Genomic DNA, 24211 nt, shown 5'->3' with positions numbered 1-24211 from the left:
CGGGGTGGTCTGGGCCGATGCGGGCCCGGGCCCCCGGCCCCTGCCGACCATGGGGCGCGAGCATATTCCTGTGCTGGGTTTCGTGGTGCCCGCGCCCATGTGTCACCGGCCGATGTCAGACCGCCGACCAGCCATTGTCCACCGGCAGGATCGCGCCGTTGATGCTGCTCGCCGCGTCCGAGGCGAGGAACACGATCGCGGCCGCCTGCTCCGCCGGCTCACTGGTGCGGCCCATGTTGCCGAAGTACGCGCCGAGGGCGGCGGGTCCGTGCGCCCCGTCCGCCGCGTCCACGGTGATCGCGGTCCTGGTCCCGCCCGGGGCGATCGCGTTCGCCCGGATGCCCTGGCTGCGGTACATCACCGCGAGGGACTTGGTCAGGCCGATCACCCCGTGCTTCGAGGCCGTGTACGCCGCGCCCGCCGCGCTGCCCCGCAGGGCGGCCTCGGAGGCGGTGTTCACGACGACGCCCCGACCCGCCGCCAGCATGTGCGGCAGCACCGCCCGGGTGAGCAGGAACGGGGCGGTCAGATTGACCCGCAGCACCCGCTCCCACTCGGCGTCGCTCACCTCCGCCAGGGCCGACATGCGGTCCATGATCCCGGCGTTGTTCACCAGGACGTCCACCCCGCCGAAGTGCTCCACCGCGGTCGCGACCAGCCGGTCCACCACGGCCTGCTCGCTGAGGTCGCCGGTGACGGCCACGGCCGTGCCACCCGCCCGGGTGATCTCCTCGACGGCCGCGCCCGCTCCGTCGGCGTCCAGGTCCGCGACCACCACCCGGGCGCCCTCCGCGGCGAAGGCCAGCGCCGCGGCCCGCCCGATCCCTGATCCCGCACCGGTGACGACGACGCTCCGGCCGTCCAGTCCGCTGGCCATGACCCGCTCCCCATCAGTTGATCCAGTTGGTTCGTCTCGCGTGGTGCGCCGGGCGGAGCGCCCGGCGCACGCGCCCACCCTACGACTTATTGTCTGTGAGTGACATAAAGTCGCGGTGGAGAATTCCGGTGGCAGCAGCAGCCCGAGCCGGAGGACCAGATGACCGCAGCGAGTGGACGCACGGGACGACCGCCCCTGACCGAGGAGCGCAAGGCGGAGATCCGGCTGGGGATCGCGCGGGCCGCGGTCGACCTGTTCGTCGGCCAGGGCGTCGCCGCGACCACGGGGGAGCAGATCGGGCGGGCCGTCGGGGTCTCCGCGCGCACGGTGTGGCGCTACTTCCCGAGCAAGGAGGCCTGCGTACGGCCGCTGTTCGAGGCCGGGATCGAGGAGATCGCCGGCTGTCTGCGCGCCTGGCGGCCCGGCCGGCCGCTGGCCGAGGTCCTCACCCGCGCGGTACCCGCCGACAGCCGCCTGGTGGCGGGCCCCGACCGCGCCACCATCGGCGCGCTGGTCCGGCTGACCCGCGACGAGCCGGGGCTGCGGGCGGTCTGGCTCCAGTCGTACGACGCGGCCGAGCCGGCGTTCGCCCGCGCCCTCGCCGAACGGGCCGGAGTGTCCGCCGACGAGCTGGGGCCGACCGTCCAGGCCGCCATGTTCAACGCGGCGCTGCGCGCGGCGATCGAGCACTACGCCTGGCGCATCGACGAGGAGGACACCGACGCCACGACGGCGGAGACCGAACTGACGGCAACCCTCAGCTCGGCCCTCACCCTCGTGGCCTCAGGACTTGCCTAGCGCGGCCCACCCCGGGGAGTGGCGCTCACGCCTTCCGGTACGTGTACGCCTCCGCGGCCGCCGCCTCCACTGCGTCCAGGTCGCCGCCCGCGGACGCCGTGACGACCGCCGCCACGGCGCCCTCGACGAACGGGGCGTCCACGAGCCGGGTGCCATCCGGGAGTTCGTCGCCCTCCGCGAGCAGCGCCTTCACCGTCAGCACCGCGCTGCCGAGGTCCGTGATGACGGCGACCCCGGCGCCCCGGTCCACGGCTGCCGCGGCGGCGGAGATCAGCTCGGCGCTGGTGCCGAGCCCGCCGCCCTCCGTGCCGCCCGCCGACGCGACGGGCACCTCCGCGCCGCCGCCCGCCAGACCCCTCGCCAGCTCGGCGACCGAGTCGGCCACCGCGGCGCTGTGCGACACCAGCACGATGCCGACCCGCTGCCCGTCACTCATCCCCGGCCTCCGCGAGCCCGGCGATCAGCAGCGCGGAGGAGGTGGCACCGGGATCCTGGTGCCCGATGCTGCGCTCCCCGAGATAGCTCGCCCGGCCCTTGCGGGCCAGCAGCGGCACCGTCGCCACGGCTCCCGCCTCGGCGGCGGCCCGCGCCGCCGCGAAGCCGTCGCCGAGCGCGTCGACGGCCGGCAGCAGCGCGTCGATCATGGTCTTGTCGCCCGGTGCGGCACCGCCGAGCGCCATGACCCCGTCCACGCCCGCCCGCAACGCGTCCGCGAACTGCTCCTCGCCGACCTCGGCTGCGTCACCGAGCGCCTTGCCCGCGCGCCGCAGCAGCGTCCCGTACAGCGGCCCGGACGCGCCGCCGACCGTGGAGATGAGCTGCCGTCCGGCGAGCGTCAGGACGGCGCCCGGCGTCGTCGGCGCCTCCTTCTCGAGGGCGGCCGTCACGGCCGTGAACCCGCGTTGCATGTTGGCGCCGTGGTCGGCGTCCCCGATGGCCGAGTCGAGAGCGGTGAGCCGTTCCGCCTCACGGTCGACGGACGCGGCGGTGGCGGCCATCCAGCGGCGGAAGAAAGCGGCGTCGAGCACGGGATCTCCTTGCGTCGTAGGTACGTTGGTCGCTGCGAACGCCGAGTCACATCCCCCAGCGCAGGGCCGGCGTCCGCACCGGCGCGTCCCACAGGCGCAGCAGTTCCTCGTCGACCTGGCACAGGGTGACCGAGGCGCCCGCCATGTCCAGGGAGGTGACGTAGTCGCCGACGAGGGTGCGGGCCACCGCCACGCCGCGCTCGCCGAGCACCCGCTGCACCTCGGCGTTGAAGCCGTACAGCTCCAGCAGCGGGGTCGCGCCCATGCCGTTGACCAGGACGAGAACCGGGTCGCGCGGGGGCAGGTCGTCCAGGATCGCACCCACCGCGAAGTCGGCGATCTCACCGGAGGTCATCATGGCCCGCCGCTCGCGGCCCGGCTCGCCGTGGATGCCGATGCCCAACTCCAGTTCGCCGGGCGGCAGATCGAAGGTGGGGCTGCCCTTGGCGGGGGTGGTGACGGCGCTGAGGGCGACGCCGAAGCTGCGGGAGTTCTCGTTGACCTGGCGCGCCACGGACTCCACCCGCTCCAGCGGCTGTCCCTCGGCGGCCGCGGCACCCGCGATCTTCTCCACGAACAGGGTGGCTCCCGTGCCGCGCCGGCCCGCCGTGAAGAGGCTGTCGGTGACCGCCACGTCGTCGTTGACGAGCACCTTCGCGATCCGGATGCCCTCGTCCTCGGCGAGTTCGGCCGCCATGTCGAAGTTGAGGACGTCGCCCGTGTAGTTCTTCACGACGAACAGCACGCCCTCGCCGCTGTCCACGGCCGCGGCGGCGCGCGCCATCTGGTCGGGGACCGGCGAGGTGAACACCTCGCCCGGGCAGGCGGCCGACAGCATCCCGGGCCCCACGAAGCCGCCGTGCAGTGGTTCGTGCCCGGACCCGCCGCCGGAGACGAGCGCGACCTGTCCGGCCACCGGAGCGTCCCGCCGGACGATCACCCGGTTCTCCACGTCCACGGTCAGCTCGGGATGGGCCGCCGCCATCCCCCGCAGCGCGTCCGCCACCACGGTCTCCGGGACGTTGATCAGCATCCTCATGGGTACCTCCAATTGACGCTAACAGATGGCCTTCTGAGCTGCATTTCAGCTGGTCGGTACGGGTGAGCCCGGTTGCCGGACGCGGCGGACCGCGGTCGGCGGCGGGCCCCCGGCGGTGGTGCCGCGGGCTCGGTGCTGTCGCTGTGATGGGCTGTCAGGTGTTCGGGGGCGGCTCATGCGTTCCCCTGGCAGTATCGGCCTTGGGGCAGCGAAGGTCACGGTGGGCGGCGAGACGGGTGGCGGTCAGGGTGCCGCGGGCCCCGTTCGGGGTGCGGAATCGGCCCGGCCGCCCGCGGCCACGGCCCTGAACGCGGTCAGCGACTCCTGCAGCACCTGTGACAGTTCGCGCTCCTCGCCCGCCGCGGTCCAGCGCTCGAAGCCGACCTTGAAGACGGCGACCCCCGCCTCGGCGGTCAGGCTCGCGGCGGGCTCCGCGACGCCGCGGCGGCGCAGCGCGTCGGCGAGCGTGGCCGACAGCGACGCGAGCTTGATCAGTTCACGCTCCAGCAGTTCCGGGTTGGCCATGACGACGGCCTGCCGCCGCCGGGCGTGTTCGCGGCGGTCGGCGAACATCGGGCAGATCGCCGCCAGCCCCGCCGCGAGCGCGTCGATCGGTGCCGCGGACCGCGGAGCCCCGGTGACCGCGTCCACGAACAGTTCCTGCAGCGCGCCCGAGCCGTCGAACAGCACCTCGCGCTTGTCGGCGTAGTGCCGGAAGAAGGTCCGCTCGGTGAGGCCGGCCCGCCCGGCGATCTCCGCCACCGTCGTCTGCTCGTAGCCCCGCTCGCTGTAGAGCGCCAACGCCGCCTCCGCCAGGCGCCCGCGCGCATTCGGCTGCCATCTACCCATGGGCGGATCCTACGTGATGGCAGTGCCTGACATCGCATGTTAGTGTCGATGACAGTCACTGACGTCAACATTCTGGGGTCTCTCCCATGCGCATTTTCGTGACCGGAGCGTCCGGCTGGATCGGCTCCGCCCTCGTTCCCGAACTCATCGGCGCGGGCCACCAGGTCGTCGGGCTCGCCCGCTCCGACGCCTCAGCCGCCGCCCTCACCGCCGCCGGGGCGGAAACCGTCCGCGGCACCGTCGACGACCTCGACGTCCTGGCCTCCGCCGCCGCCGCGTCGGACGGGGTGGTCCATCTCGCCTTCAAGCACGACATCGCCTTCAGCGGCGACTTCCAGGGCGCCACCGACGCCGACCGCCGTGCCGCCGACACCCTCGGCGACGCCCTGGCCGGCACGGACCGCCCCTTCGTCCTCGCCTCAGGACTGGCCGGGCTCAAGCCGGGGCAGGTGGCGACCGAGCGGGACATGCCCACCGTCGACGGCTCGCAGGCGGCCGCCCGCGCGGCTACCGCCACGGCGGTGCTCGGCCTCGCCTCGCGCGGTGTGCGCTCGTCCGTGGTGCGGCTCTCCCCGACCTGCCACGGCGACGGGGACAAGGGGTTCATGGCGACCCTGGTCGCCATCGCCCGGGCCACGGGCGTCTCCGGCTACCTCGGCGACGGCGCCAACCGCTGGCCCGCCGTCCACCGTCTCGACGCCGCCCGGCTGTTCCGCCTGGCCGTCGAGAAGGCACCCGCGGGGACCGTGCTGCACGGCGCAGCGGAGGAGGGCGTCGCGATCCGCGACGTCGCCGAGGTGATCGGCCGGCACCTCGAGGTGCCGGTGGCCGCCGTGGCCCCCGAGGCCGCGGCCGAGCACTTCGCCTGGCTGGGCGGTTTCCTCGGGCTCGACGCCCCGACGTCGAGCACCCTGACCCGCGAGCTGCTGGACTGGCAGCCCACCCACCCCGGGCTCCTCGACGACCTCGACAAGGGCCACTACTTCCACACCCCGGCCACCGCCTCCTGACCACAGGGTCCGGCCGCCCGCGCCCACGGACCCACACCCGTGACGCCCCTGTGAGGCAGCCAGGCCGCATCCGCCCGCGCGGGCGGATGCGGCCTGGCCGCCGGCGTTCCCGCTCCCCGCTGCCCCCGGCGGCCCCCCGCGCACCGTGCTCGGGACGGTCGCGTACGGTCGGGAGGTGAGGGAGCAGGAGAACAGGATGCAGGGGACGTGCCGGGAAGGAGGCGGCCTCGTTGATCGACGAACTCGACCGGAACATCGTCCGGAGCCTCACCCGCGACGGACGCACCCCGTACACCACGCTCGCCCGTGAGCTGGGGGTCTCGGAGGCGACGGTGCGTCAGCGGGTGGCGCGGCTGCAGGAGAGCGGCGCGCTGCGCATCGTCGCGCTGTGCAATCCGCTCACCCTGGGCCACCAGTCCGTCCGGCTGATGGTCCGGGTGCAGGACCTCACCCCCCGCGCGGTCGCCAAGAGCCTCGCGGACATGCCGATGGTCAACCATGTGGCGCTCTGCGCGGGCAGCCAGGACATCTTCCTGGAAGGCACGTGCCGGGACCAGGCCCAGCTGGTGCAGCTGCTCGACGAGATCAGGATGCTGCCCGGGGTGTCCCGGGTGCAGGTGCTGCTGCTCCTCGAGCTGTTCAAGGACTACTCGTGGAACGGGCTCGACAGCGCCGTGGGGCAGGCCGTCGCGGGCGACTGAGCGGCCCGCGCCGGGTGGCCGCCGTACGCGTCACGGTGGCAGGATGCGCTGGTCGGGCGAGGCGGGCAGATCACGGAAGCCCGCCCACAGATAGCTGTCCTTCACCACTTCGAGCACGGTCAGCGCCTCCGCGTGCGCGACGCCGTTCACCCGCCGCACCCGCTCGGTGAGCAGTTCGGACAGATGCTCCAGATTGCGGCAGCGGACATCCGTGATCAGGTCGTAGGGCCCGACGCAGGAGGCCACGTAGCGCACCTCCGGCATCCGGGACAGCTCCCGGGCGACCAGCGCCACCGGGATGTGCTGCACCCGCACCGCGAGATGCACCTCCACCTCCCCGAGCCTGACCGCGTCCGTCATGCCCACCACCTGGATCGCCCCACGCCGCTGCAGCCGCTGGAAGCGCGCCCGCACCGAGGCCTCCGACAGACCTATCGACCGGCCGATCTCCCCGAAGGACCGCCGGCCGTCGACGCGGAGCTGGTCGATGATCTGCCGGTCCAGATCGTCGATCACACCGCCACCTCCCTTCCTGTGCCGCCCGCTGTCCCGCCATCCGCGGACCCCGTTGTTTCGCGGCGATTGCGAGATGCGTGGAATTCAGGCTGCGTTTCCACTGGATTCGATGTCAACGCCCCTGTTCAGGGCCGTCCATGCGGGCGGAAGCTGGTGCGCACGAAACGGCCGGATGATCATCCCGGCCGCGCGTGACCGCTCGTGAGGAGGCACAGTCCATGCAGGAACCCCCGTCCGCCGCGCGGAGACCGTGGTGACCGTCACCGCCGCGCCGCCGGCGCCCGCCACCGCGTCGCCGACCGCCCCGGCGTCCCGGAGCCGTCTGCGGCATCACGGGGCCACCCTCGCCCTGCTGGCGCCCGCCGGGATCACCGTCGTGGCACTGGTCCTTGTACCACTGGCCCTGGTGGTGCGCAACAGCTTCGCCGCGCCGGACGCCTACGGCGGTGTACAGGGCGGCTTCACCCTGGCCAACTACCGCGAGCTGATCGACCCGGTGTATCTGAAGGTCTTCGGATACAGCCTCGGCATGGCGGCCCTGAACACCGTCGTCTGTCTGGTCCTCGGCTATGTCGTCTCGTACTGGCTGGCCGGCCGGCCGCCGCAGCGGCAGGGCATCCTGCTCCTGCTGATCATCGTGCCGTTCTGGACCGACTTCCTGGTGCGCACCTTCGCCTGGATCAACCTGCTCAGCCCGGGCGGCCCGGTCAACGCGCTGACCGACGCGGTCGGCCTCACCGACGGCCCGGCCCAGTGGATCCCCAGCCAGGGCGCGTCGTTCATCGGCCTCGTCTACGCCTTCCTGCCCACCGCGATCTTCCCGGTGTACGCCACCCTGCGCGGCGTCGACCCGTCGCTGGGCGAGGCCGCCCGGGACCTGGGCTGCGGCTGGTGGCGGGTGCACACCAAGGTGCTGCTGCCCCTCGTCCGGCCCGGACTGCTCGCCGCGGCGCTGCTCACCTTCATCCCGACGCTCGGTGTCTTCGTGATCCCGGTCCTGCTCGGCGGCGGCAAGAACCAGCTCGTCGGCAACCTGATCGTCACGCTCTACACCGAGTTCCGGAACCAGCCCATGGGCGCGGCGGCCTCCGTCGTCCTGCTCGCCCTGATGATCCTGTCGGTGGCGGTCCTCGGCACCGCGGCCCGCCGGCTCAGAGGAAAGACGTCATGAGAAGCCGCGCCGCCCGCACCGGACACCTGCCCGACGCCGTGACCGGCTGGCTCGCCCGGGGCGTCATCGTCTTCCTGTACGTGCCCATCGTGGTCGTCGTGGTGCTGTCGTTCAACGACTCCGACCTCACCTACAAGTGGGCCGGGTTCAGCACCCGCTGGTACGGCGTGCTCGCACAGGACACCGATCTGCTCGCCGCGCTCCGCGTCAGCGCCGAGGCCGGGGTGATCTCGGCGACCCTCGCCACCCTCGGCGGGCTGTTCGCCGCGATGGGCATGGCCCGGCTCGGCCCCCGCGGACGGGCCCTGTTCTCCGGCAGTCTGTTCCTGCCGCTGGTGATCCCGGAGATCGTGCTCGGCGTCGCCCTGCTGTCCGTGTTCGGCACCCTGCGGGCGAGCCTCGGGATGACCTCGCTGGTCCTCGGCCATCTGGTGGTGACCCTGCCCTACGCGGCCCTGATCGTGATCGGCGCGCACCGCGCCCTGGACCCGTCCCTCGACGAGGCCGCCGCCGACCTCGGCTGCGGCGCCTGGCAGCGGCTCCGCCTGATCACCCTGCCGCTGCTGAAACACGCCCTGCTGGCCTCCTGGCTGCTGTGCTTCACCATCTCCTTCGGCAACATCGTGATGTCCACCTTCACCGGCGGCGTCGGCACCACCACCCTGCCGCTGCGGGTGTACTCCCTGCTGAAGACGGGACTCACCCCGGAGATCAACGCACTGGGCACCCTCCTCGTGCTGTTCACCTTCGTGATCATCCTGGGCGCCGGGCTGCGGCAGATGCGCCGCGTCCTCGTCGACGACCGCACCTGACCGGCCGCCGCACCCCGCGCTCCGTCCCGCGCCCGCACCGCCCGGCACCGCCTGTGGCGCCGTACGCCGTCACGTCGTACGCCGCTCCCGCCCGCGCCCGTACGTCCTCGCACACCCTCGGCACGTTCCCGAAAGGTCTCGCCATGTCCCGTACCACCCTCCCGAGAACCCTGCTCGCCACCTGCGTGCTCACCGTCACCGCCGTGCTCGCCACCGGCTGCGGAGGCTCAGGCTCCGATGCCGGCTCCTCCTCCGGCGGCGGCAAGGAGCTGCACGTCTACGCCTGGGCCGGAGAGATCCCCGACTCCGTGGTGAAGGGCTTCGAGAAGGAGACCGGCATCAAGGTCACGGTCGACACCTTCGACAGCAACGAGACCATGACCGCCAAGCTCAGCTCCGGCTCCTCCGGGTACGACCTGGTCGAACCCAGCCAGTACACCGTGCAGCAGCTGATCGGGCAGAACCTCATCCAGCCGCTGGACCACTCGAAGATCGAGGGACTGGGCAACCTGGCGCCCAAGTTCCGCACCGCGACCTACGACGCGGGCAACAAGTACAGCATCCCGTGGATCTGGGGGACCACCGGCTTCGCCTACAACGACACCTGCATCAAGTCGGCGACCAGCTGGAAGACGCTCTTCGACGCCAAGTACAAGGGCAAGCTGTACATGCTCGACAACATGCTCGCGGCCTACATCGCCGGCCTCCAGGTCACCGGACACCGGGCCACCAGCACCGACAAGGACGAGATCGCGCAGGCGACCGAGGCGCTGCAGCAGCAGAAGAAGGTCCTCGCCGGCTACAACTCCACCAACTACCCGCAGCTGCTGTCCACGGGCCAGGCGTGCGCGGCCGAGGCGTGGAGCGGCACCGCCATGGCGAAGGTCGTGGCGTCCGACCCCCATGTGCACTACGTCATCCCGGAGGAGGGCGGCTCCATCTGGACGGACGGCATCGCCATCCCCAAGGGCGCGAAGAACGTCACGTCGGCGTACAAGTTCATCAACTACCTGCTGCGTCCCGAGGTCGCCGCGAAGGCCACCGACGACGGCTCCTCCGCCAGCGCCAACCAGGCCGCCCGCAAGCTCATCAAGAACAAGGCGGCCCTGGAGAACACCGCCATCTACGCGCCCGACGAGGCCATCGCCAAGGCCGACTTCCTGCTCGACCCGGGCACCGCGATGCAGTACTTCCAGCAGGGCTGGACCAAGGTCAAGGCGTCGTGACATGGCAGCGAACCACAAGCTCACGAAACCCATATTGGCTGACCACATGTCCCCGCCCCCTGTGTCCCCGCCCCCTGCGTCTGCCGAACCCATGACTCCGGCCGTCCGCCTCTCCGGCGTCGGAAAGGTCTTCGGCACCGCGCACGCCGTGCGCGAGGTGACCCTCGACATCCGCCGGAACGAGTTCTTCTCCATCCTCGGCCCGTCGGGCTGCGGGAAGACCACCCTGATGCGGATGATCACCGGCTTCGAGGAGCCGACCGAGGGCAGCATCGAACTCGGCGGCGTCCCGGCGACCGGTCTTCCGGCGCACCGACGCGACCTGAACATGCTCTTCCAGAGCTACGCCCTGTTCCCGCACCTGAGCGTCGCCGACAACGTGGCGTTCGAGCTGAAGGTCCGCAAGCTGCGGCCGAAGGCGGAGATCCCCGCCGCGGTGGACGAGGCCCTGGCCCTGGTCCGGCTGACGGGCTTCCGCGACCGGGCCGTCGCGCAGCTCTCGGGCGGCCAGCGGCAGCGCGTCGCCATCGCCCGCGCGCTCATCGCCCGCCCCTCCCTGCTGCTGCTCGACGAGCCCCTCGGCGCCCTGGACAAGAAGCTGCGAGCCGAGATGCAGCTGGAGCTGAAGAAGATCCAGCGCGAGGTCGGGGTCACCTTCGTGACCGTCACCCACGACCAGGAGGAGGCGCTGACCATGTCCGACCGGATCGCCGTCATGAACGGCGGCCGGGTGGTCCAGGTCGACACCCCCGAGGGCGTCTACGAGCGGCCCGCCACTCGCTTCGTCGCCTCCTTCATCGGCACCTCCAACTTCCTCACCGGCACCACGGACGGCACCGCTCTCGCGGTGCCGGGCCTCGGCACACTGCCGGTGCCGCGCACGGACCTCACGGGTGAGGCCCACCTCGCGGTGCGCCCCGAACACATCCGGGTGTGCCGCGAGGAGAGCGCGATCCCGGCCGGCCGTGCCGCGCTGCAGGGCACCCTGCAGCAGTCGGTCTACCTCGGCAGCGCCGTCCGCCACCACCTCACCCTCGACGACGGCAGCGCGTTCGTCGCCGAGACGCATCCCGCGGACGCGGCCGGTCCGGCCCCCGGCGGCCGGGCGTGGGCGCACTGGAATCCGGACGCCTCCCGGGTGCTCGCCGAATGACCGCCCCGCTCCCGGTTCCGCCCGACCACCGCAACCACCGCAACCACAGCAAGGAGACACGACCGTGAAGGTCGCCGCCGCCCAGTACGCCCCCACCGCCGACGTCGCGGGAAACCTCGACGTCGTCGAGACCATGGCCGGTGAAGCCGCCGCCGCGGGCGCCGAACTCGTCGTCTTCCCCGAGGAGGCGATGATTCCGGCGGAGGCCGCCGCCGGGCCGCTGCACGAGACCGCCGAGGCCCACTGGCCCTTCTTCCTCGGCGAGTTGTCCCGGATCGCCGCCGCCCACGGCATCGCCGTGATCGCCGGCGGCTACGAACCGAGCGGCGACTCCCTGCCGTACAACACCATCGCGGCCGTCTCCGCGGACGGCGAACTCCTCGGCCGCTACCGCAAGATGCACCTCTACGACGCCTTCGACTACCGCGAGTCCCGCGAGGTGCAGCGCGGCGACGAGGGGCCCTGCGTGGTGCGGATAGGCGAGTTCAACGTGGGGCTGGTCAACTGCTACGACCTGCGCTTCCCCGAGTTCACCCGGACCCTCGTCGAAATGGGCGCCGACCTGCTGTCCGTGTCCGCGGCCTGGGTGCGCGGCCCGCTCAAGGAGGACCACTGGACGACGCTGCTGCGCACCCGCGCGATCGAGAACACCTGCTGGGTCGTGGCCGCCTCGCTCACCACGCCCGACTGCATCGGCATGAGCATGGCCATCGACCCGCTCGGGGTCGTGCGCGCCGCGCTCGGTGAGGAGGAGCGCGCCCTGTGCGTGGTCGAGGCGGACAAGCAGCGCATCGACCGGGCCCGGACCATCCTGCCGGTCCTCCGCAACCGCCGCATCATCATCGGACCGAGGTGACGAAGATGCCCCTTGACATCCGCGATCTGGAACAAGTACCGCCGCTGGACGGCGAGTTGGCGGCACGACTGGCCGACGTCGACTTCCCCACCCTCGGCCACTACCTGGAGGAGGGATTCTGCGATCCGGCCCTGCGGCGCGTCGCCGGCCGGGGCAGGCTGGTCGGCCGCGCCGTCACCGTACGGATCACCGCCACCGACTCCACCCTGCTGCACCACGCCGCGTCCCTCGTCGGACCGGGTGACGTCGTGGTCGTCGACTGCGGCGGCGACCGCCGGCACGCCCCGCTCGGCGAGGTCGTGGTGCACGCCCTCGCGGCGCGCGGCGCGGCCGGCGCCGTCGTGGACGGCGTCTGCACCGACATCGGCGCCCTGCGCGAGGTCGGCCTCCCCGTGCACGCGTACGGCACCTCGCTGCTGACCACCAAGCTGCACGGCATCGCCGACGGCTCCCTGAACGCCCCCGTCAGCTGCGGCGGAGTGGCCGTACGCGCGGGCGATCTCGTCCTCGGCGACGACAACGGCCTGCTCGTCGCGCCGGCCGCCCGGCTCGCCGCCGTCCTCGACGAGGCACTCGCCGACGACGCCGAGGAGCCCGGTCTCATCGCCGCGCTGCACCGGGGAGACCGGCTCGGCACGCTCACCGGGGCCACCCGCACCGTCGAGAACCTGCTGCGCCCCGACCCCACCACAGCGTGACCGCGACCCCTCCCGGTCACCCACCCCTTCGCAAGGAAGCACCCATGTTCCTCAAGGCAGCCATCAACGGCGGGCGTACCCGTACCGAGCACCCCGCCGTGCCGCTGACCCCCCAGGAGATCGCCGCGGACACCGCCGCGGTGGTCTCCGCGGGCGCCGACGTCGTCCACTTCCACGTCCGTACCACGGACGGCGGCCAGACGATCGAACCCGACGACCTCGCCGACGTCCTGCGCGCCATCCGCTCCGCCGCGCCCGCCGCGATCGTCGGCACCACGACCGGCCTGTGGACCTGCTCCGGACCCCAGGAGCGGTACGACCTGGTCAAGGCCTGGGACGTACTGCCGGACTTCGCCTCGGTCGCCTTCAGCGAGGAGGGCGCGGCGGAGACCGCCGCCCTCGTCACCGCCCGGGGCATGACACTGGAGAGCGCCGTGTGGAGCACGGACGACGTGCCCGCGCTGCTCGCCTCGCCGACGCTGGCGGACAACGCGCGCATCCTGATCGAGCCGATGGACGAGGATCCGGACACGGCGGTCGCCCACGCCCGGGAGATGGCCGCCCGGATCCGTGCCGCCGGGGTCGGCTGCCCGCTGCTCTACCACGGTGAGGCGGCCACCACCTGGCCCGTGCTGCGCGCCGCGCTCCAGGACGGGCACCAGGCCCGCATCGGCTTCGAGGACGGCATCCACCTCCCGGACGGCACCTCGGCCGGGCACAACGCGGAGCTGGTCACGGCCGCCCGCGCCCTCGCCGTGCGCTGACCCTCTTCGGTCCGGGCCCGGGCGACGGGTCCCGCGGTCCGTTAGGCTCCGCGGCATGCGGATCTCTGTCTCCTCGGACATGGACGAACCCGTCGCCCGGCTCGTCGTCGCGGAGCTGCGCCGGCGCGGGCACGAGGTGCGCGTGCACGGCGCGCTGGCTCCCGGGGCCGATCCGCAGTGGGCGGTCTGCTCCGAGGCGGCGGCCCGGGACGTCGCCGCCGGGACGGCGGACCAGGCCGTCGTGTGCTGCTGGACCGGAACCGGCTCCTCCATCGCCGCGAACAAGGTCCCGGGCGTACGGGCGGCGCTGTGCACGGACGCCGGTACCGCGGAGGGCGCCCGCCGCTGGAACGACGCCAATGTCCTGGCCCTCGGTCTGCGCCTGACCTCCGAGCCGGTCCTCAAGGAGATCCTCGACGCCTGGTTCGCGACCGGGCCGAGCGAGGACGCCGAGGACCGCGGCAACGTGGCCCACCTCGAGCGCCTGGACGCCGCGCGGGCGGATTCCTAGCCCGGTTCGTACGCGCGGGCGCCCGGCGCGCACAGCTTTCCCCGGTCCTGGCCCCCGGACGTCCCGGGGGCCAGGACCGGGGGAGGGCGGACGACGGGGTGCCCGGCGGCCGCCTTCGGCGTCAGTGGGCGCCCAGTCCACCGCCGCCGAACGAGCCGCTCGAGCCCTCGCTCCAGCGCGGCCGGTCCTTCGACGCGCTCGGCCGGGTCTGCTGGTTGCTCAGCTCGTACGGGGTGAGCGGACGATCGCCCTCCGCGGTCCGCGGCACCTCTTCGGACTCCCGGTTCTCGCGGATCTCGTGCACCGCGCCCTCCGGGGGCAGCTGCGGCTGCTCCTCGGGGCGCGGCCGGGGCGGTTCGCTGTACTTGACGCGGGAGCCCAGCCAGAAGCTCCCGCCGAGGACCGCCAGCACGGCCACAGCCACCACGAAGAGTCCGAGGCTCAGCAGGCCGCTGGCGGCGGCCATCTGCATCGATACGGTGCTCATAGCACTGGAGTACCCCTTCATAACGGGATGAACCGGACGCCTTCCGTGGTCGGCCGGCCACGCCCCGCGATGCCGCCCCGCGGGTGCCGTCCGCCCCCGGCCGGGGCATCCGCGCGCGCCCGTGCGACCCGCCCCGGCCTGGTTTGACCCGTTCCGACGGGGCTACCCGGACCGCGTGACACCGACGACTTCCGAGCAGGAGCTGTACCGCTTCCTGGAGGACCGCTTCGCCTGTGCGCAGGCGTGCACCGAGTGTGCCCGCGCCTGCGCGGTGCGCGCGAGCCTCCTGGATCCGGACGGGACCGACGGGCCGGAGCGGGCGCGGCGGCAGGGCATCCTGTGTGCGGAGGTGTGTGACACCACCTGCCGCATGCTGTCCGAACAGAACTGCCAGGACCAGGCCGGACTGCGGATCCAGTTGGAGTGGTGCCGCGCGGTCTGCCTCGACAGCGCCGAGGCCTTCGACGGACGGACCGGCGCGCGGGCGACGGCGGAGGCGTGCCGGGCGTGCGCCCGGGCCTGCGCCGACTTCGTCGCGGCGCTCGGCTGACGCGACCGACCGCCCCCGCGGCGCTCGCGCCTCCCGGCGGCCCCCGCCGGGTCCCGCGACCGCCCGCGGTCCCGTACGCCCTGCCGCCGCTGTGGACTTTTATGCCGTCTCCCGCACTTCCTCGAAGTGCGCCATTCCCAATTTCTGTAACACGTTCTACGGTGTGCGCCGTCAGGACCGGCCATCGGGAGCCTGGGAGGCGCCGTGCATCTCGACCACACGCCCGAGCAGCAGCGGCTGCGCACCGAACTGCGCGCCTACTTCGCCGACCTGGTTCCGGACCACGCAGCCGCGCGCTACGCCGACCCGGCCGCGCAGAAGCGGTTCTACCGCGACACGATCAGGCGGCTCGGCGCGGACCGCTGGCTCGGCGTGGGCTGGCCCGAGGAGTACGGCGGGCGCGGGCTGACGGCGATGGAGCAGTTCATCTTCTTCGACGAGGCCGCGCAGGCCGGCGTACCGCTGCCGCTCATGGCGCTGAACACGGTCGGCCCGACCCTGATGCGGTTCGGCACCGACGAACAGAAGGCGTACTTCCTGCCGCGGATCCTCTCCGGCGAGATCGACTTCGCCATCGGCTACAGCGAGCCGGACGCCGGCACGGATCTCGCGTCCCTGAAGACCCGCGCGGTGCGCGACGGGGACGAGTACGTCGTCAACGGGCAGAAGATCTGGACCACCAACGGCGACACCGCGGACTGGGTCTGGCTGGCCGTGCGCACCGATCCCGGGGCCCCGCCGCACCGGGGCATCACCATGCTCCTGGTGCCGACCTCCGATCCCGGCTACTCCTGCACCGTCATCAACACCCTCGCCTCGCACGACACCACAGCCAGTTACTACGAGGACATCCGCGTCCCCGTCTCCCGCCGGGTCGGGGCCGAGAACCAGGGCTGGCGGCTGATCACCAACCAGCTCAACCACGAGCGGGTCACCCTCGCCGCGCACGGCACGACGGCGATCCGCGCCCTGCACGACGTCCAGCGCTGGGCGGCCGGCACCAAGCTCGCCGACGGCCGCCGCGTGATCGACCTCTCCTGGGTACGCAACCGGCTGGCCAGGACCTACGCCGAACTGGACGCGATGAAGCTGCTCAACTGGCGGATGGTGAACGCCGTCCAGGACGGCAGCCTCACCCCGCAGGACGCCTCCGCGGTGAAGGTGTACGGCTCCGAGGCCCGCCGGGACGCCTATGCCTGGCTCATGGAGATCGTCGCCGCGGCGGGGCCGCTGAAGGAGGGCTCGGCCGGCGCGGTCCTCCACGGCGAGCTGGAACGCGGCTACCGCTCGGCGGTGATCTTCACCTTCGGCGGCGGCAACAACGAGATCCAGCGCGAGATCATCTCGTGGATCGGCCTGGGAATGCCACGGGTACGACGCTGAACCGGGACGGCGCCGACGGGTGACGGTCGGCAGCCCTGCAGCAGACCGATCAGAGTGGGGCGTCAGGTTCGGGTCGGTGGTGTGCTCATCGCTGCCGTCAGGAACGTGATCGCCCATCGCCGGGCCGCCTCGCCCGCCGCCGGGGACCCGCAGCCGGGGGAGGGCTGCTGGTGGACCTCGAGGCGGTCGACGGCCGTCACGGCGAGGATCCCCCGCATCCGGAACCGCAGCTCCTGCGGGGACAGGCCGGGCAGTGCGCGCGCGAAGGCTGCGAGGTAGCGCTCGCGGACCGAGTCCTCGGCGGGGCCGGTCCAGTTGCGTGCCTCCTCGGCCGGGTCGCTGAGGATCGTCACGATCAGCCGGGACGTCCGGGCGCCGCCCTCGTCGTCGGCCGGCATCTCGTCGAACAGCGGCCCCGCGAATGCCTCCACCAGTTCGCTGACCGGTGGGTCGGGGGTCCGGGCGAGCAGTGTGTCGAGCCCGGCGCACTGGGCGGCGTTGATGGGCTCGATCACGCGGCGGGCGACTGCGGCCATCAGCTCCGCCTTCGAGCCGAAGTGGTAGCCGACGGCGGCCAGGTTCGCTCCGGCGAGTTTGGTGATCGCGCGGACCGAGGTGCCGCGGTATCCGTGCTCGGCGAAGAGGTGCTCGGCCGCGTCGAGGATCTGGGTGCGGGTGTCTGGGGTCGCCACACGAGGGACTCTACATATGTTTGAATGAAACGAACGTATGACTCAATCGAACGTATGAAAGAGGACTGTCATGAAGCTGCTCGTGTACGGCGCCGGGGTGTGCGGCAGCCTGTTCGCCGCCCGCATGCACGAGGCCGGCCACGACGTCTCGCTCCTCGCCCGGGGTGAGCGCCTGACCGCCCTGCGCCGGCACGGAGTGCAGCTCGCCGAGGAAGACGGCCCCGCTGTCAGGCGGGTGCCGGTACCGGTGACCGAGCACCCGGACGGCGGGTACGACCTGATCACCGTCCTCGTCCGCACCCACCAGGTGGATGCGGTGCTGGAATCACTCGCCGGTGTCCGGGGTGACGTGCTGTTCCTGCTCAACTGGGCAGCCGGCCCGGAGACACTGGGTGCGGTGATCGGCCACGAGCGGGTGCTGCTCGGCTTCCCCATGACCGGCGGCACGATGGACGGCGACGTGGTCCGCTACCGCAGGAGCAATGTCCTCACCCGCCGGGTCGCGATGCCGATCGGCGAGCCCGACGGCCGTACCACCCCGCGACTGGAACGGATCGTGGAGACGTTCCGTACCGCCGGGATCAACGCCAGGGCCGAGCCGCGGATGGATGCCTGGCTCAGGACGCACGCCGCGTTCGAGGTCCCGCTCGGACAGGCGGTACACGCGGCGGGCGGCCCGGCGGTGCTGGCCGACGACCCGGACGCGGTCCGTGGCATGCTCCACCTCATGCGGCAGAACCTCGCCGCGATGGAGAGGCCGCCGGTACCTCGCGCGTTCGCCGCGCTGCGGGCTCTGCCGCAAGGGCTCCTCGTGGCCGTGCTCCGGCGCTTCCTGAAGAGCGCGACGGCCGTGCACAGCGGACTCAGCGACGCCTCGCCCGCCACGGCGGCCGAACTCGAGCGGCTGGCCGAACAGCTCCGTACCCCTGCGGGAGCCCGCTGAGCGACCCAGGACGGCGACAACCTCACCACGCACACCACCGCCAGTCCCACAGTCCTCGAACCCGGCTCCGCCGGCTCCACGGACGGCAACCGCTGACCTCATGACCACGGAGTGAACAGGTCATGGCCATGGGCGAGGGCGGCAACTCCCCTGTGGGTACAACCAGGGTGACGGCCGGCACGGTCACCGTGGCGAACACCGCGCGGCACCGCGAACACCCGCGGTGCCGCGTTCCGGCGCCCGGCCGCCGACTCGCCGACAGGACCGCCGCACACAGCTGCACGATCACCTCAAGTAGTCTCACGGGCAAGTGAGTTGTGGCCTGGGCGTGGTTCGACCCGCGTAGTGTCCGCGCTGCGCCGGACAGAGAAGGAGGTGCGGATGGCCACCTGCCGCGGCATGGACGTGTCCGCCTACCAGGGCACCCAGAACTGGGCCGCCCACAAGAGCGACGGCATCGTGTTCGCTTTCGCCAAAGCCAGTGAGGGCCAGCACTCCCGGGACGCGAAGTTCGCCGGCCACATCACCGGGATCGCCAAGGCCGGACTGGTGCCCGGCGCCTACCACTTCGCCTGGCCCAACCAGGACGTCGCGCAGGAGGCCGCGAACTACATCGGCGCGGTCAAGGCCTACGCGAAGAAGGGGTTCACGCACTGGCTGGACCTCGAACGCTACGCGGACGGCCGCAACTACAGCGGCCGCAGCGCCGCCCAGATCAAGGCCTGGGCCACCGCCTGGATCGCCGCCGTACGGGCCGCGTTCCCCGGGCAGCGCGTCGGCATCTACACCAGCGGCGACGACCTCGCCGCCGGCCGCGTGCCCGACGGCGTCCCCCTCTGGTACCCGGCCTACCCCTGGGGCGCCGCCCCGTACAGCAAGGCGGAGGCCGCGGCCCGGCCCCAGCCCAGCGGACGGGCCCCGCTGATCTGGCAGTTCACCAGTCAGCCCGTCGACCGATCCATCGCCTATCTGTCCGAGGCGGGCCTGCGCGCCTGGGCCGCGGGCGACACCTCCGAGGAGGACGACATGCCGCAGTACGTGAACCTCGGGCTCGCCAAGCCCTACAAGCTCAAGCCCGGTGCGTGGGACTCGATCGAGTTCACCAAGGAGTGGTCGGACGAGACCGGCGACCACGCCACCAACGGCAGTGTCTGGGCGCGCGGTCCTGCCCGCTTCACCGGCAGCGTCAGCCTGTACCTCACCGGGCTGCCGGCCGGCGCGGTCGTGCAGGCCCGTATGTCCGAGTACGAGGGCGACAACCACCATGCCGACCACCCCATCCACGAGATCATCGGCACCGCCGGCGGCACCTTCGCCGTGCTCCCGTTGACGAAGCGGCTCGCGAAGGGACGCGGCATGCGCGTCCGTCTCCTCAACCAGTCGGACGCCCCGGTCACCGTCAGCACGTCCGTACTGACCGTGCTCGTCTGGAAAGAGGGCTGACCCGGGACGGGGCCACGGCAGGAGACCGGCGGCTCAGCGGGACCCGATGACCACCGACTCGGCGACCACGGCAGCACGGCGCCGGCCGGCCGCCGCTCCCCCGGCCGATGCCTGACCCACCGGCGCGACCGCATCCGGAACCCCTGCTCCCCGGCACGACCCCCGGGAGGCCCTGACGCTCCGGCCCGGACCGTCCCGACAACCGCGCCGGCGGCAGGCGTCCGGCGGACACTGAGCCGCCGGCCGCCGCAGCGCCCCGGCACGCCTCTGGCCGCCGTAGATCATCACGTGTTACGAAGAACCATGCCTGCACACGAGGGATCCCGGACGTACGACGCCGTCATCGTCGGCGGCGGCCACAACGGGCTGGTCGCGGCCGCCTATCTGGCCCGGGCCGGACGGTCCGTGCTGGTCCTGGAACGGCTCGGCCACACCGGTGGCGCGGCCGTCTCCACCCGCCCGTTCACCGGCGTCGACGCCCGGCTGTCCCGCTACTCCTACCTGGTCAGCCTGCTGCCCCGGAAGATCGTGCGGGACCTGGGCCTCACCTTCCGGGTCCGCGGCCGCACCATCTCCTCCTACACGCCGGTGGAGCGCGCCGGACGCCCCACCGGGCTGCTGGTCGGCGGTGGCGAGCGGCGCACCCGGGAGGCCTTCGCCCGGCTGACCGGCGGCAAGGACGAGTACGCGGCCTGGCAGCGGTTCTACGGCATGACCGGCCGGGTCGCCCAGCGGGTCTTCCCGACCCTGACCGAACCGCTGCCCACCCGCGACGAGCTGCGCGGCCGCATCGACGACGAGGACGCCTGGCGCGCCCTGTTCGAGGAGCCCATCGGGGTCACGATCGAGCGGGAGTTCGACGACGACCTGGTGCGGGGCGTCGTCCTCACCGACGCGCTCATCGGTACCTTCGCCGACGCCCACGATCCCGACCTGCCGCAGAACCGCTGCTTCCTCTACCACGTCATCGGGGGCGGCACCGGCGCCTGGGACGTGCCCGTCGGCGGCATGGGCGCCCTCACCGGCGCGCTGGCCGCCGCCGCGCGCACGGCGGGTGCGATCCTCGCGACCGGGTACGAGGCCGTCCGCATCGACACCGACGGGCGGCGCGCCGAGGTCGCCTACCGCACGGCCGACGGCGAGGGCGTCGTCGCCGCCCGGCACGTCCTCGTGGGCGCCTCGCCGCACGAACTCGCCGCCCTCACCGGCGACCCGCGGCCCGAGCCCGCCGAGGGTGCCCAGCTGAAGGTCAACATGCTGCTCAAGCGGCTGCCCGCGCTGCGCGACACCGCCGTGGACCCCCGGGAGGCGTTCGCCGGCACGTTCCACATCGCGGAGGGCTACGAGCAGCTGGCCGCCGCCCACGCCGAGGCCGCCGCGGGCCGGCTCCCCGCGGCGCCGCCCTCCGAGATCTACTGCCACTCCCTGACCGACCCCTCGATCCTCGGCCCCGACCTGGTCGCCCGCGGCTATCAGACGCTCACCCTGTTCGGCCTGCACACACCCGCCCGGCTCTTCACGGGCGACAACGACACCGTCCGCCGGGAACTGCTGAAGTCGGCGCTCGCACAGCTCGACGCCCACCTCGCCGAGCCGCTCGTCGACTGCCTGGCGACCGACGCGGACGGCCGCCCGTGCATCGAGGCGAAGACCCCGCTCGACCTGGAGCGGGAGCTGCGCCTGCCCGGCGGCAACATCTTCCATCGCGCGCTGGCCTGGCCCTACGCCCAGGAGGACACCGGCCGCTGGGGCGTGGAGACCCGGCACGCCAATGTCGTGCTGTGCGGGGCGGGAGCGGTGCGCGGCGGCGGGGTGAGCGGGGTGCCCGGCCACAACGCGGCGATGGCGGTGCTGGAGCGGGACTGAGCACACGGCGGAGCCGGCCCGGCCCCGCGGTCCGGCCCCTGGCCCGGCCCTCGGCCGGCCGACGGCTCCGGGCGGCCTCCGAAGAATCTGACGATGTATCAGAAAAGGCCTTCCGTCGTCCCGGTGACTGCGGCATCCTGCGCCCATGCAGACGGAGCTGAGCAAGCAACTGGGAGTCGAGCACGCCGTCTTCGGCTTCACGCCGTTCCCCGCCGTCGCCGCGGCCATCAGCCGGGCCGGCGGCTTCGGGGTGCTCGGCGCGGTCCGCTACACCGCCCCCGACGACCTGAGACGCGACCTCGACTGGATCGAGGCGCACGTCGGCGGCCGGCCCTACGGCCTCGACGTCGTCATGCCCGCCAAGAAGGTGGAGGGTGTCACCGAGGCCGACGTCGAGGCGCTGATCCCCGAGGGGCACCGCCGGTTCGTCGCGGACACCCTCGCCAAGTACGGCGTGCCCGAACTCGCCGCGGGCGAGGCGTCCGGCTGGCGCATCACCGGCTGGATGGAACAGGTCGCCCGCACGCAGCTCGACGTCGCCTTCGACTACCCGATCCGGCTTCTCGCCAACGCCCTCGGCTCCCCGCCCGCCGACGTCGTGGCCCGCGCCCATGACCGGGGCGTGCTCGTCGCCGCGCTCGCCGGCAGCGCCCGGCACGCCCGCAAGCACCGCGACGCGGGCATCGACATCGTCGTGGCACAGGGCTACGAGGCGGGCGGCCACACCGGGGAGATCGCCTCCATGGTGCTGACCCCCGACGTGGTCGACGCCGTCGACCCGCTGCCCGTGCTGGCGGCGGGCGGCATCGGCAGCGGCCAGCAGGTGGCGGCCGCACTGAGCCTGGGCGCCCAGGGTGTGTGGCTGGGCTCCATATGGCTGACCACCACAGAGGCGGAGTTGCAGTCCCCCGCCCTCACCCGCAAGCTCCTCGCCGCCGGCTCAGGCGACACCGTCCGCTCCCGCGCCCTCACCGGCAAACCCGCACGCCAGCTGCGTACCGAGTGGACCGACGCCTGGGACGGCCCGGACGGGCCCGGCACCCTCCCCATGCCGCTGCAGGGCCTGCTGGTCGCCGAGGCGGTCTCCCGCATCCAGAAGCACGAGGTCGGGCCGCTGCTCGGCACCCCCGTCGGCCAGATCGTCGGCCGGATGACCGACCGGCGCGACGTCCGGGCCGTCTTCGACGACCTCACCCGCGGCTTCGAGCGGGCCGTCGACCGCATCAACCGCATCGCCGGAAGGAGCGGCCAGTCGTGAGCACACCCCCCACCGGCTTCTGGGCCCAGGCCGCCCAGGACCCCGACCGCACCGTCCTCGTCGCCCCCGACGGCGAGCGATGGACCGCCGGACGGCTGCACGCCGCAGCGAACCGCCTCGTGCACGGCCTGCGCGCCGCGGGCCTTGAGCGCGGCGACGCCCTCGCCGTCGTACTGCCCAACGGCGTCGAGTTCCTCACCGCCTATCTGGCCGCCAGCCAGGCCGGGTTCTATCTCGTGCCCGTCAACCACCACCTCGTCGGGCCCGAGATCGCCTGGATCGTCGCCGACTCGGGCGCCAAGGTGCTCATCGCGCACGAGCGGTTCGCCGGCCCCGCCCGCCGGGCCGCCGACGAGGCCGGCCTCCCGGCGACCCACCGGTACGCGGCCGGGACGGTCGAGGGGTTCCGGCCCTACGCCGAACTCCTCGAAGGACAGCGCGAGTCGGCGCCCGCCGAGCGCACCCTCGGCTGGGTGATGAACTACACCTCGGGCACCACCGGCCGGCCCCGCGGCATCCGGCGCCCGCTGCCCGGCAAACCCCCCGAGGAGGCCTACCTCGGCGGGTTCCTCGGCATCTTCGGCATCAAGCCGTTCGACGACAACGTGCACCTGGTCTGCTCGCCGCTCTACCACACGGCCGTGCTCCAGTTCGCGGGCGCGGCACTGCACATCGGGCATCAACTGGTGCTGATGGACAAGTGGACGCCCGAGGAGATGCTGCGCCTCATCGACACCCACAGGTGCACCCACACCCATATGGTCCCCACACAGTTCCACCGCCTCCTGTCGCTCCCGGAGCACATACGGCGGTCGTACGACGTCTCGTCCATGCGGCACGCCATCCACGGCGCCGCGCCCTGCCCCGACCATGTGAAACGGGCCATGATCGACTGGTGGGGGCACAGCGTCGAGGAGTACTACGCGGCCAGCGAGGGCGGCGGCGCCTTCGCGACCGCCGAGGACTGGCTGAAGAAGCCGGGCACGGTCGGCCGGGCCTGGCCGATCAGCGAACTCGCGATCTTCGACGACGACGGCAACCGGCTCCCGCCCGGTGAACTCGGCACCGTCTACCTGAAGATGAACACCGGCGGCTTCTCCTACCACAAGGACGAGGCCAAGACCCGGAAGAACCGCATCGGCGACTTCTTCACCGTCGGCGACCTCGGCTACCTCGACGCGGACGGCTACCTCTTCCTGCGCGACCGCAAGATCGACATGATCATCTCGGGCGGCGTCAACATCTACCCGGCCGAGATCGAGTCCGTGCTGCTCGCCCACCCCGCCGTCGCCGACGCCGCCGCCTTCGGCATCCCGCACGAGGACTGGGGCGAGGAGGTCAAGGCCGTGGTGGAACCGGCCCCGGGGCACGAGCCAGGACCGGACCTGGCCGCCGCCCTGCTCGGACACTGCGCCGAACGGCTCGCCGGCTACAAGCGGCCCAGGAGCGTCGACTTCGTCGCCGAACTGCCCCGCGACCCCAACGGCAAGCTGTACAAGCGGCGGCTGCGGGACCCCTACTGGGAGGGCCGGGGCCGCCCGGTGTGAGCACCCGCCGCCCAGGGAACGGACCCGGCCCCG

At 72.7% G+C, this 24211-nt stretch carries 26 protein-coding genes; 18 read left to right on the top strand and 8 right to left on the bottom strand.

Annotated features, from left to right (window positions below; all coding sequences use genetic code 11):
• Positions 1-115: 115 nt before the first annotated feature.
• On the bottom strand, positions 116-877 hold the full coding sequence (locus tag CTZ28_RS25925) for an SDR family NAD(P)-dependent oxidoreductase (protein ID WP_121892108.1): 762 nt from the start codon (positions 875-877) through the stop codon (positions 116-118).
• Positions 878-1036: 159 nt separating this feature from the next.
• Between CTZ28_RS25925 and CTZ28_RS25920 the strand changes: the two genes are divergently transcribed.
• Complete coding sequence (locus tag CTZ28_RS25920; RefSeq protein ID WP_121892107.1) at positions 1037-1675, top strand: TetR/AcrR family transcriptional regulator; 639 nt, start codon at positions 1037-1039, stop codon at positions 1673-1675.
• A 25-nt stretch (positions 1676-1700) separates the two neighbouring features.
• On the opposite strand, the gene CTZ28_RS25915 is transcribed toward CTZ28_RS25920, so the two are convergent.
• From CTZ28_RS25915 to CTZ28_RS25900, 4 genes are all read right to left on the bottom strand, one after another.
• On the bottom strand, positions 1701-2111 hold the full coding sequence (locus CTZ28_RS25915) for a PTS-dependent dihydroxyacetone kinase phosphotransferase subunit DhaM (protein ID WP_121892106.1): 411 nt from the start codon (positions 2109-2111) through the stop codon (positions 1701-1703).
• On the bottom strand, positions 2104-2703 hold the full coding sequence (dhaL, locus tag CTZ28_RS25910) for a dihydroxyacetone kinase subunit DhaL (protein WP_121892105.1): 600 nt from the start codon (positions 2701-2703) through the stop codon (positions 2104-2106). The genes CTZ28_RS25915 and dhaL overlap by 8 nt, the downstream gene beginning before the upstream one ends.
• Positions 2704-2749: 46 nt before the next feature.
• On the bottom strand, positions 2750-3742 hold the full coding sequence (gene dhaK / locus CTZ28_RS25905; protein ID WP_121892104.1) for a dihydroxyacetone kinase subunit DhaK: 993 nt from the start codon (positions 3740-3742) through the stop codon (positions 2750-2752).
• A gap of 243 nt (positions 3743-3985) precedes the next feature.
• Positions 3986-4591, bottom strand: a complete 606-nt coding sequence (locus CTZ28_RS25900; RefSeq protein WP_121892103.1) for a TetR/AcrR family transcriptional regulator — start codon at positions 4589-4591, stop codon at positions 3986-3988.
• Positions 4592-4677: 86 nt separating this feature from the next.
• On the opposite strand from CTZ28_RS25900, the gene CTZ28_RS25895 reads away from it, so the two are divergent.
• Entirely contained in the window at positions 4678-5601 is a 924-nt protein-coding gene (locus tag CTZ28_RS25895; protein WP_121892102.1) for an SDR family oxidoreductase, read from the top strand.
• 230 nt (positions 5602-5831) lie between these two features.
• On the top strand, positions 5832-6302 hold the full coding sequence (locus CTZ28_RS25890; RefSeq protein WP_121892101.1) for an Lrp/AsnC family transcriptional regulator: 471 nt from the start codon (positions 5832-5834) through the stop codon (positions 6300-6302).
• Between the two features lie 30 nt (positions 6303-6332).
• Here the strand turns inward: CTZ28_RS25890 and CTZ28_RS25885 are convergent, their stop codons facing one another.
• Positions 6333-6818 (bottom strand): Lrp/AsnC family transcriptional regulator, encoded by a 486-nt coding sequence (locus tag CTZ28_RS25885; RefSeq protein WP_121892100.1) that lies wholly within the window; start codon positions 6816-6818, stop codon positions 6333-6335.
• Between the two features lie 253 nt (positions 6819-7071).
• On the opposite strand from CTZ28_RS25885, the gene CTZ28_RS25880 reads away from it, so the two are divergent.
• The 8 genes from CTZ28_RS25880 to CTZ28_RS25845 all read left to right on the top strand — a co-directional run bounded on the left by CTZ28_RS25880 (position 7072) and on the right by CTZ28_RS25845 (position 14009).
• Positions 7072-7989, top strand: coding sequence for an ABC transporter permease (locus tag CTZ28_RS25880; RefSeq protein ID WP_183154584.1), 918 nt, complete (start codon positions 7072-7074; stop codon positions 7987-7989).
• Positions 7986-8801 (top strand): ABC transporter permease, encoded by an 816-nt coding sequence (locus CTZ28_RS25875; RefSeq protein WP_121892098.1) that lies wholly within the window; start codon positions 7986-7988, stop codon positions 8799-8801. The genes CTZ28_RS25880 and CTZ28_RS25875 overlap by 4 nt, the downstream gene beginning before the upstream one ends.
• 143 nt (positions 8802-8944) lie before the next feature.
• Positions 8945-10027 carry an ABC transporter substrate-binding protein gene (locus tag CTZ28_RS25870; protein WP_121892097.1) on the top strand — a complete coding sequence of 361 codons (1083 nt, stop codon included), beginning with the start codon at positions 8945-8947 and terminating at the stop codon, positions 10025-10027.
• Between the two features lie 91 nt (positions 10028-10118).
• On the top strand, positions 10119-11180 hold the full coding sequence (locus CTZ28_RS25865) for an ABC transporter ATP-binding protein (RefSeq protein ID WP_121892096.1): 1062 nt from the start codon (positions 10119-10121) through the stop codon (positions 11178-11180).
• Positions 11181-11244: 64 nt separating this feature from the next.
• Positions 11245-12036 carry a carbon-nitrogen hydrolase family protein gene (locus tag CTZ28_RS25860; protein ID WP_121892095.1) on the top strand — a complete coding sequence of 264 codons (792 nt, stop codon included), beginning with the start codon at positions 11245-11247 and terminating at the stop codon, positions 12034-12036.
• A 5-nt stretch (positions 12037-12041) separates the two neighbouring features.
• The gene (locus CTZ28_RS25855; protein ID WP_121892216.1) at positions 12042-12734 is read left to right on the top strand and encodes an RraA family protein; all 693 of its coding nucleotides are present in this window, start codon (positions 12042-12044) and stop codon (positions 12732-12734) included.
• A 44-nt stretch (positions 12735-12778) separates the two neighbouring features.
• A complete protein-coding gene (locus CTZ28_RS25850) occupies positions 12779-13498 on the top strand; it encodes a 3-keto-5-aminohexanoate cleavage protein (protein ID WP_121892094.1) in 720 nt (239 codons plus the stop codon).
• A 55-nt stretch (positions 13499-13553) separates the two neighbouring features.
• The gene (locus CTZ28_RS25845; RefSeq protein WP_121892093.1) at positions 13554-14009 is read left to right on the top strand and encodes an RpiB/LacA/LacB family sugar-phosphate isomerase; all 456 of its coding nucleotides are present in this window, start codon (positions 13554-13556) and stop codon (positions 14007-14009) included.
• A 121-nt stretch (positions 14010-14130) separates the two neighbouring features.
• Here the strand turns inward: CTZ28_RS25845 and CTZ28_RS25840 are convergent, their stop codons facing one another.
• On the bottom strand, positions 14131-14496 hold the full coding sequence (locus tag CTZ28_RS25840; RefSeq protein ID WP_183154583.1) for a DUF6479 family protein: 366 nt from the start codon (positions 14494-14496) through the stop codon (positions 14131-14133).
• A gap of 175 nt (positions 14497-14671) precedes the next feature.
• Here CTZ28_RS25840 and CTZ28_RS25835 point away from each other — a divergent pair, with 175 nt between their 5' ends.
• On the top strand, positions 14672-15046 hold the full coding sequence (locus CTZ28_RS25835; RefSeq protein ID WP_121892092.1) for a four-helix bundle copper-binding protein: 375 nt from the start codon (positions 14672-14674) through the stop codon (positions 15044-15046).
• Between the two features lie 204 nt (positions 15047-15250).
• Complete coding sequence (locus tag CTZ28_RS25830) at positions 15251-16429, top strand: acyl-CoA dehydrogenase family protein (RefSeq protein WP_121892091.1); 1179 nt, start codon at positions 15251-15253, stop codon at positions 16427-16429.
• Between the two features lie 62 nt (positions 16430-16491).
• Here CTZ28_RS25830 and CTZ28_RS25825 read toward each other — a convergent pair whose 3' ends face one another.
• A complete protein-coding gene (locus CTZ28_RS25825; protein ID WP_121892090.1) occupies positions 16492-17121 on the bottom strand; it encodes a TetR/AcrR family transcriptional regulator in 630 nt (209 codons plus the stop codon).
• Positions 17122-17191: 70 nt separating this feature from the next.
• Between CTZ28_RS25825 and CTZ28_RS25820 the strand changes: the two genes are divergently transcribed.
• From CTZ28_RS25820 to CTZ28_RS25800, 5 genes are all read left to right on the top strand, one after another.
• Complete coding sequence (locus CTZ28_RS25820; RefSeq protein ID WP_121892089.1) at positions 17192-18064, top strand: ketopantoate reductase family protein; 873 nt, start codon at positions 17192-17194, stop codon at positions 18062-18064.
• 381 nt (positions 18065-18445) lie between these two features.
• A complete protein-coding gene (locus CTZ28_RS25815) occupies positions 18446-19507 on the top strand; it encodes a glycoside hydrolase family 25 protein (protein WP_121892088.1) in 1062 nt (353 codons plus the stop codon).
• Between the two features lie 303 nt (positions 19508-19810).
• A complete protein-coding gene (locus CTZ28_RS25810; RefSeq protein WP_121892087.1) occupies positions 19811-21373 on the top strand; it encodes a phytoene desaturase family protein in 1563 nt (520 codons plus the stop codon).
• A 145-nt stretch (positions 21374-21518) separates the two neighbouring features.
• The gene (locus tag CTZ28_RS25805; RefSeq protein WP_121892086.1) at positions 21519-22631 is read left to right on the top strand and encodes a nitronate monooxygenase; all 1113 of its coding nucleotides are present in this window, start codon (positions 21519-21521) and stop codon (positions 22629-22631) included.
• Complete coding sequence (locus CTZ28_RS25800; RefSeq protein ID WP_121892085.1) at positions 22628-24178, top strand: acyl-CoA synthetase; 1551 nt, start codon at positions 22628-22630, stop codon at positions 24176-24178. The genes CTZ28_RS25805 and CTZ28_RS25800 overlap by 4 nt, the downstream gene beginning before the upstream one ends.
• The last annotated feature ends 33 nt before the right edge of the window (positions 24179-24211 follow it).

This window comes from Streptomyces shenzhenensis (assembly GCF_003688995.1).
In the GTDB taxonomy this organism is placed as follows: domain Bacteria; phylum Actinomycetota; class Actinomycetes; order Streptomycetales; family Streptomycetaceae; genus Streptomyces; species Streptomyces shenzhenensis_A.
Note: the sequence above shows the minus strand (reverse complement) of the source record. Positions and strands in the feature narration are given on the sequence as shown.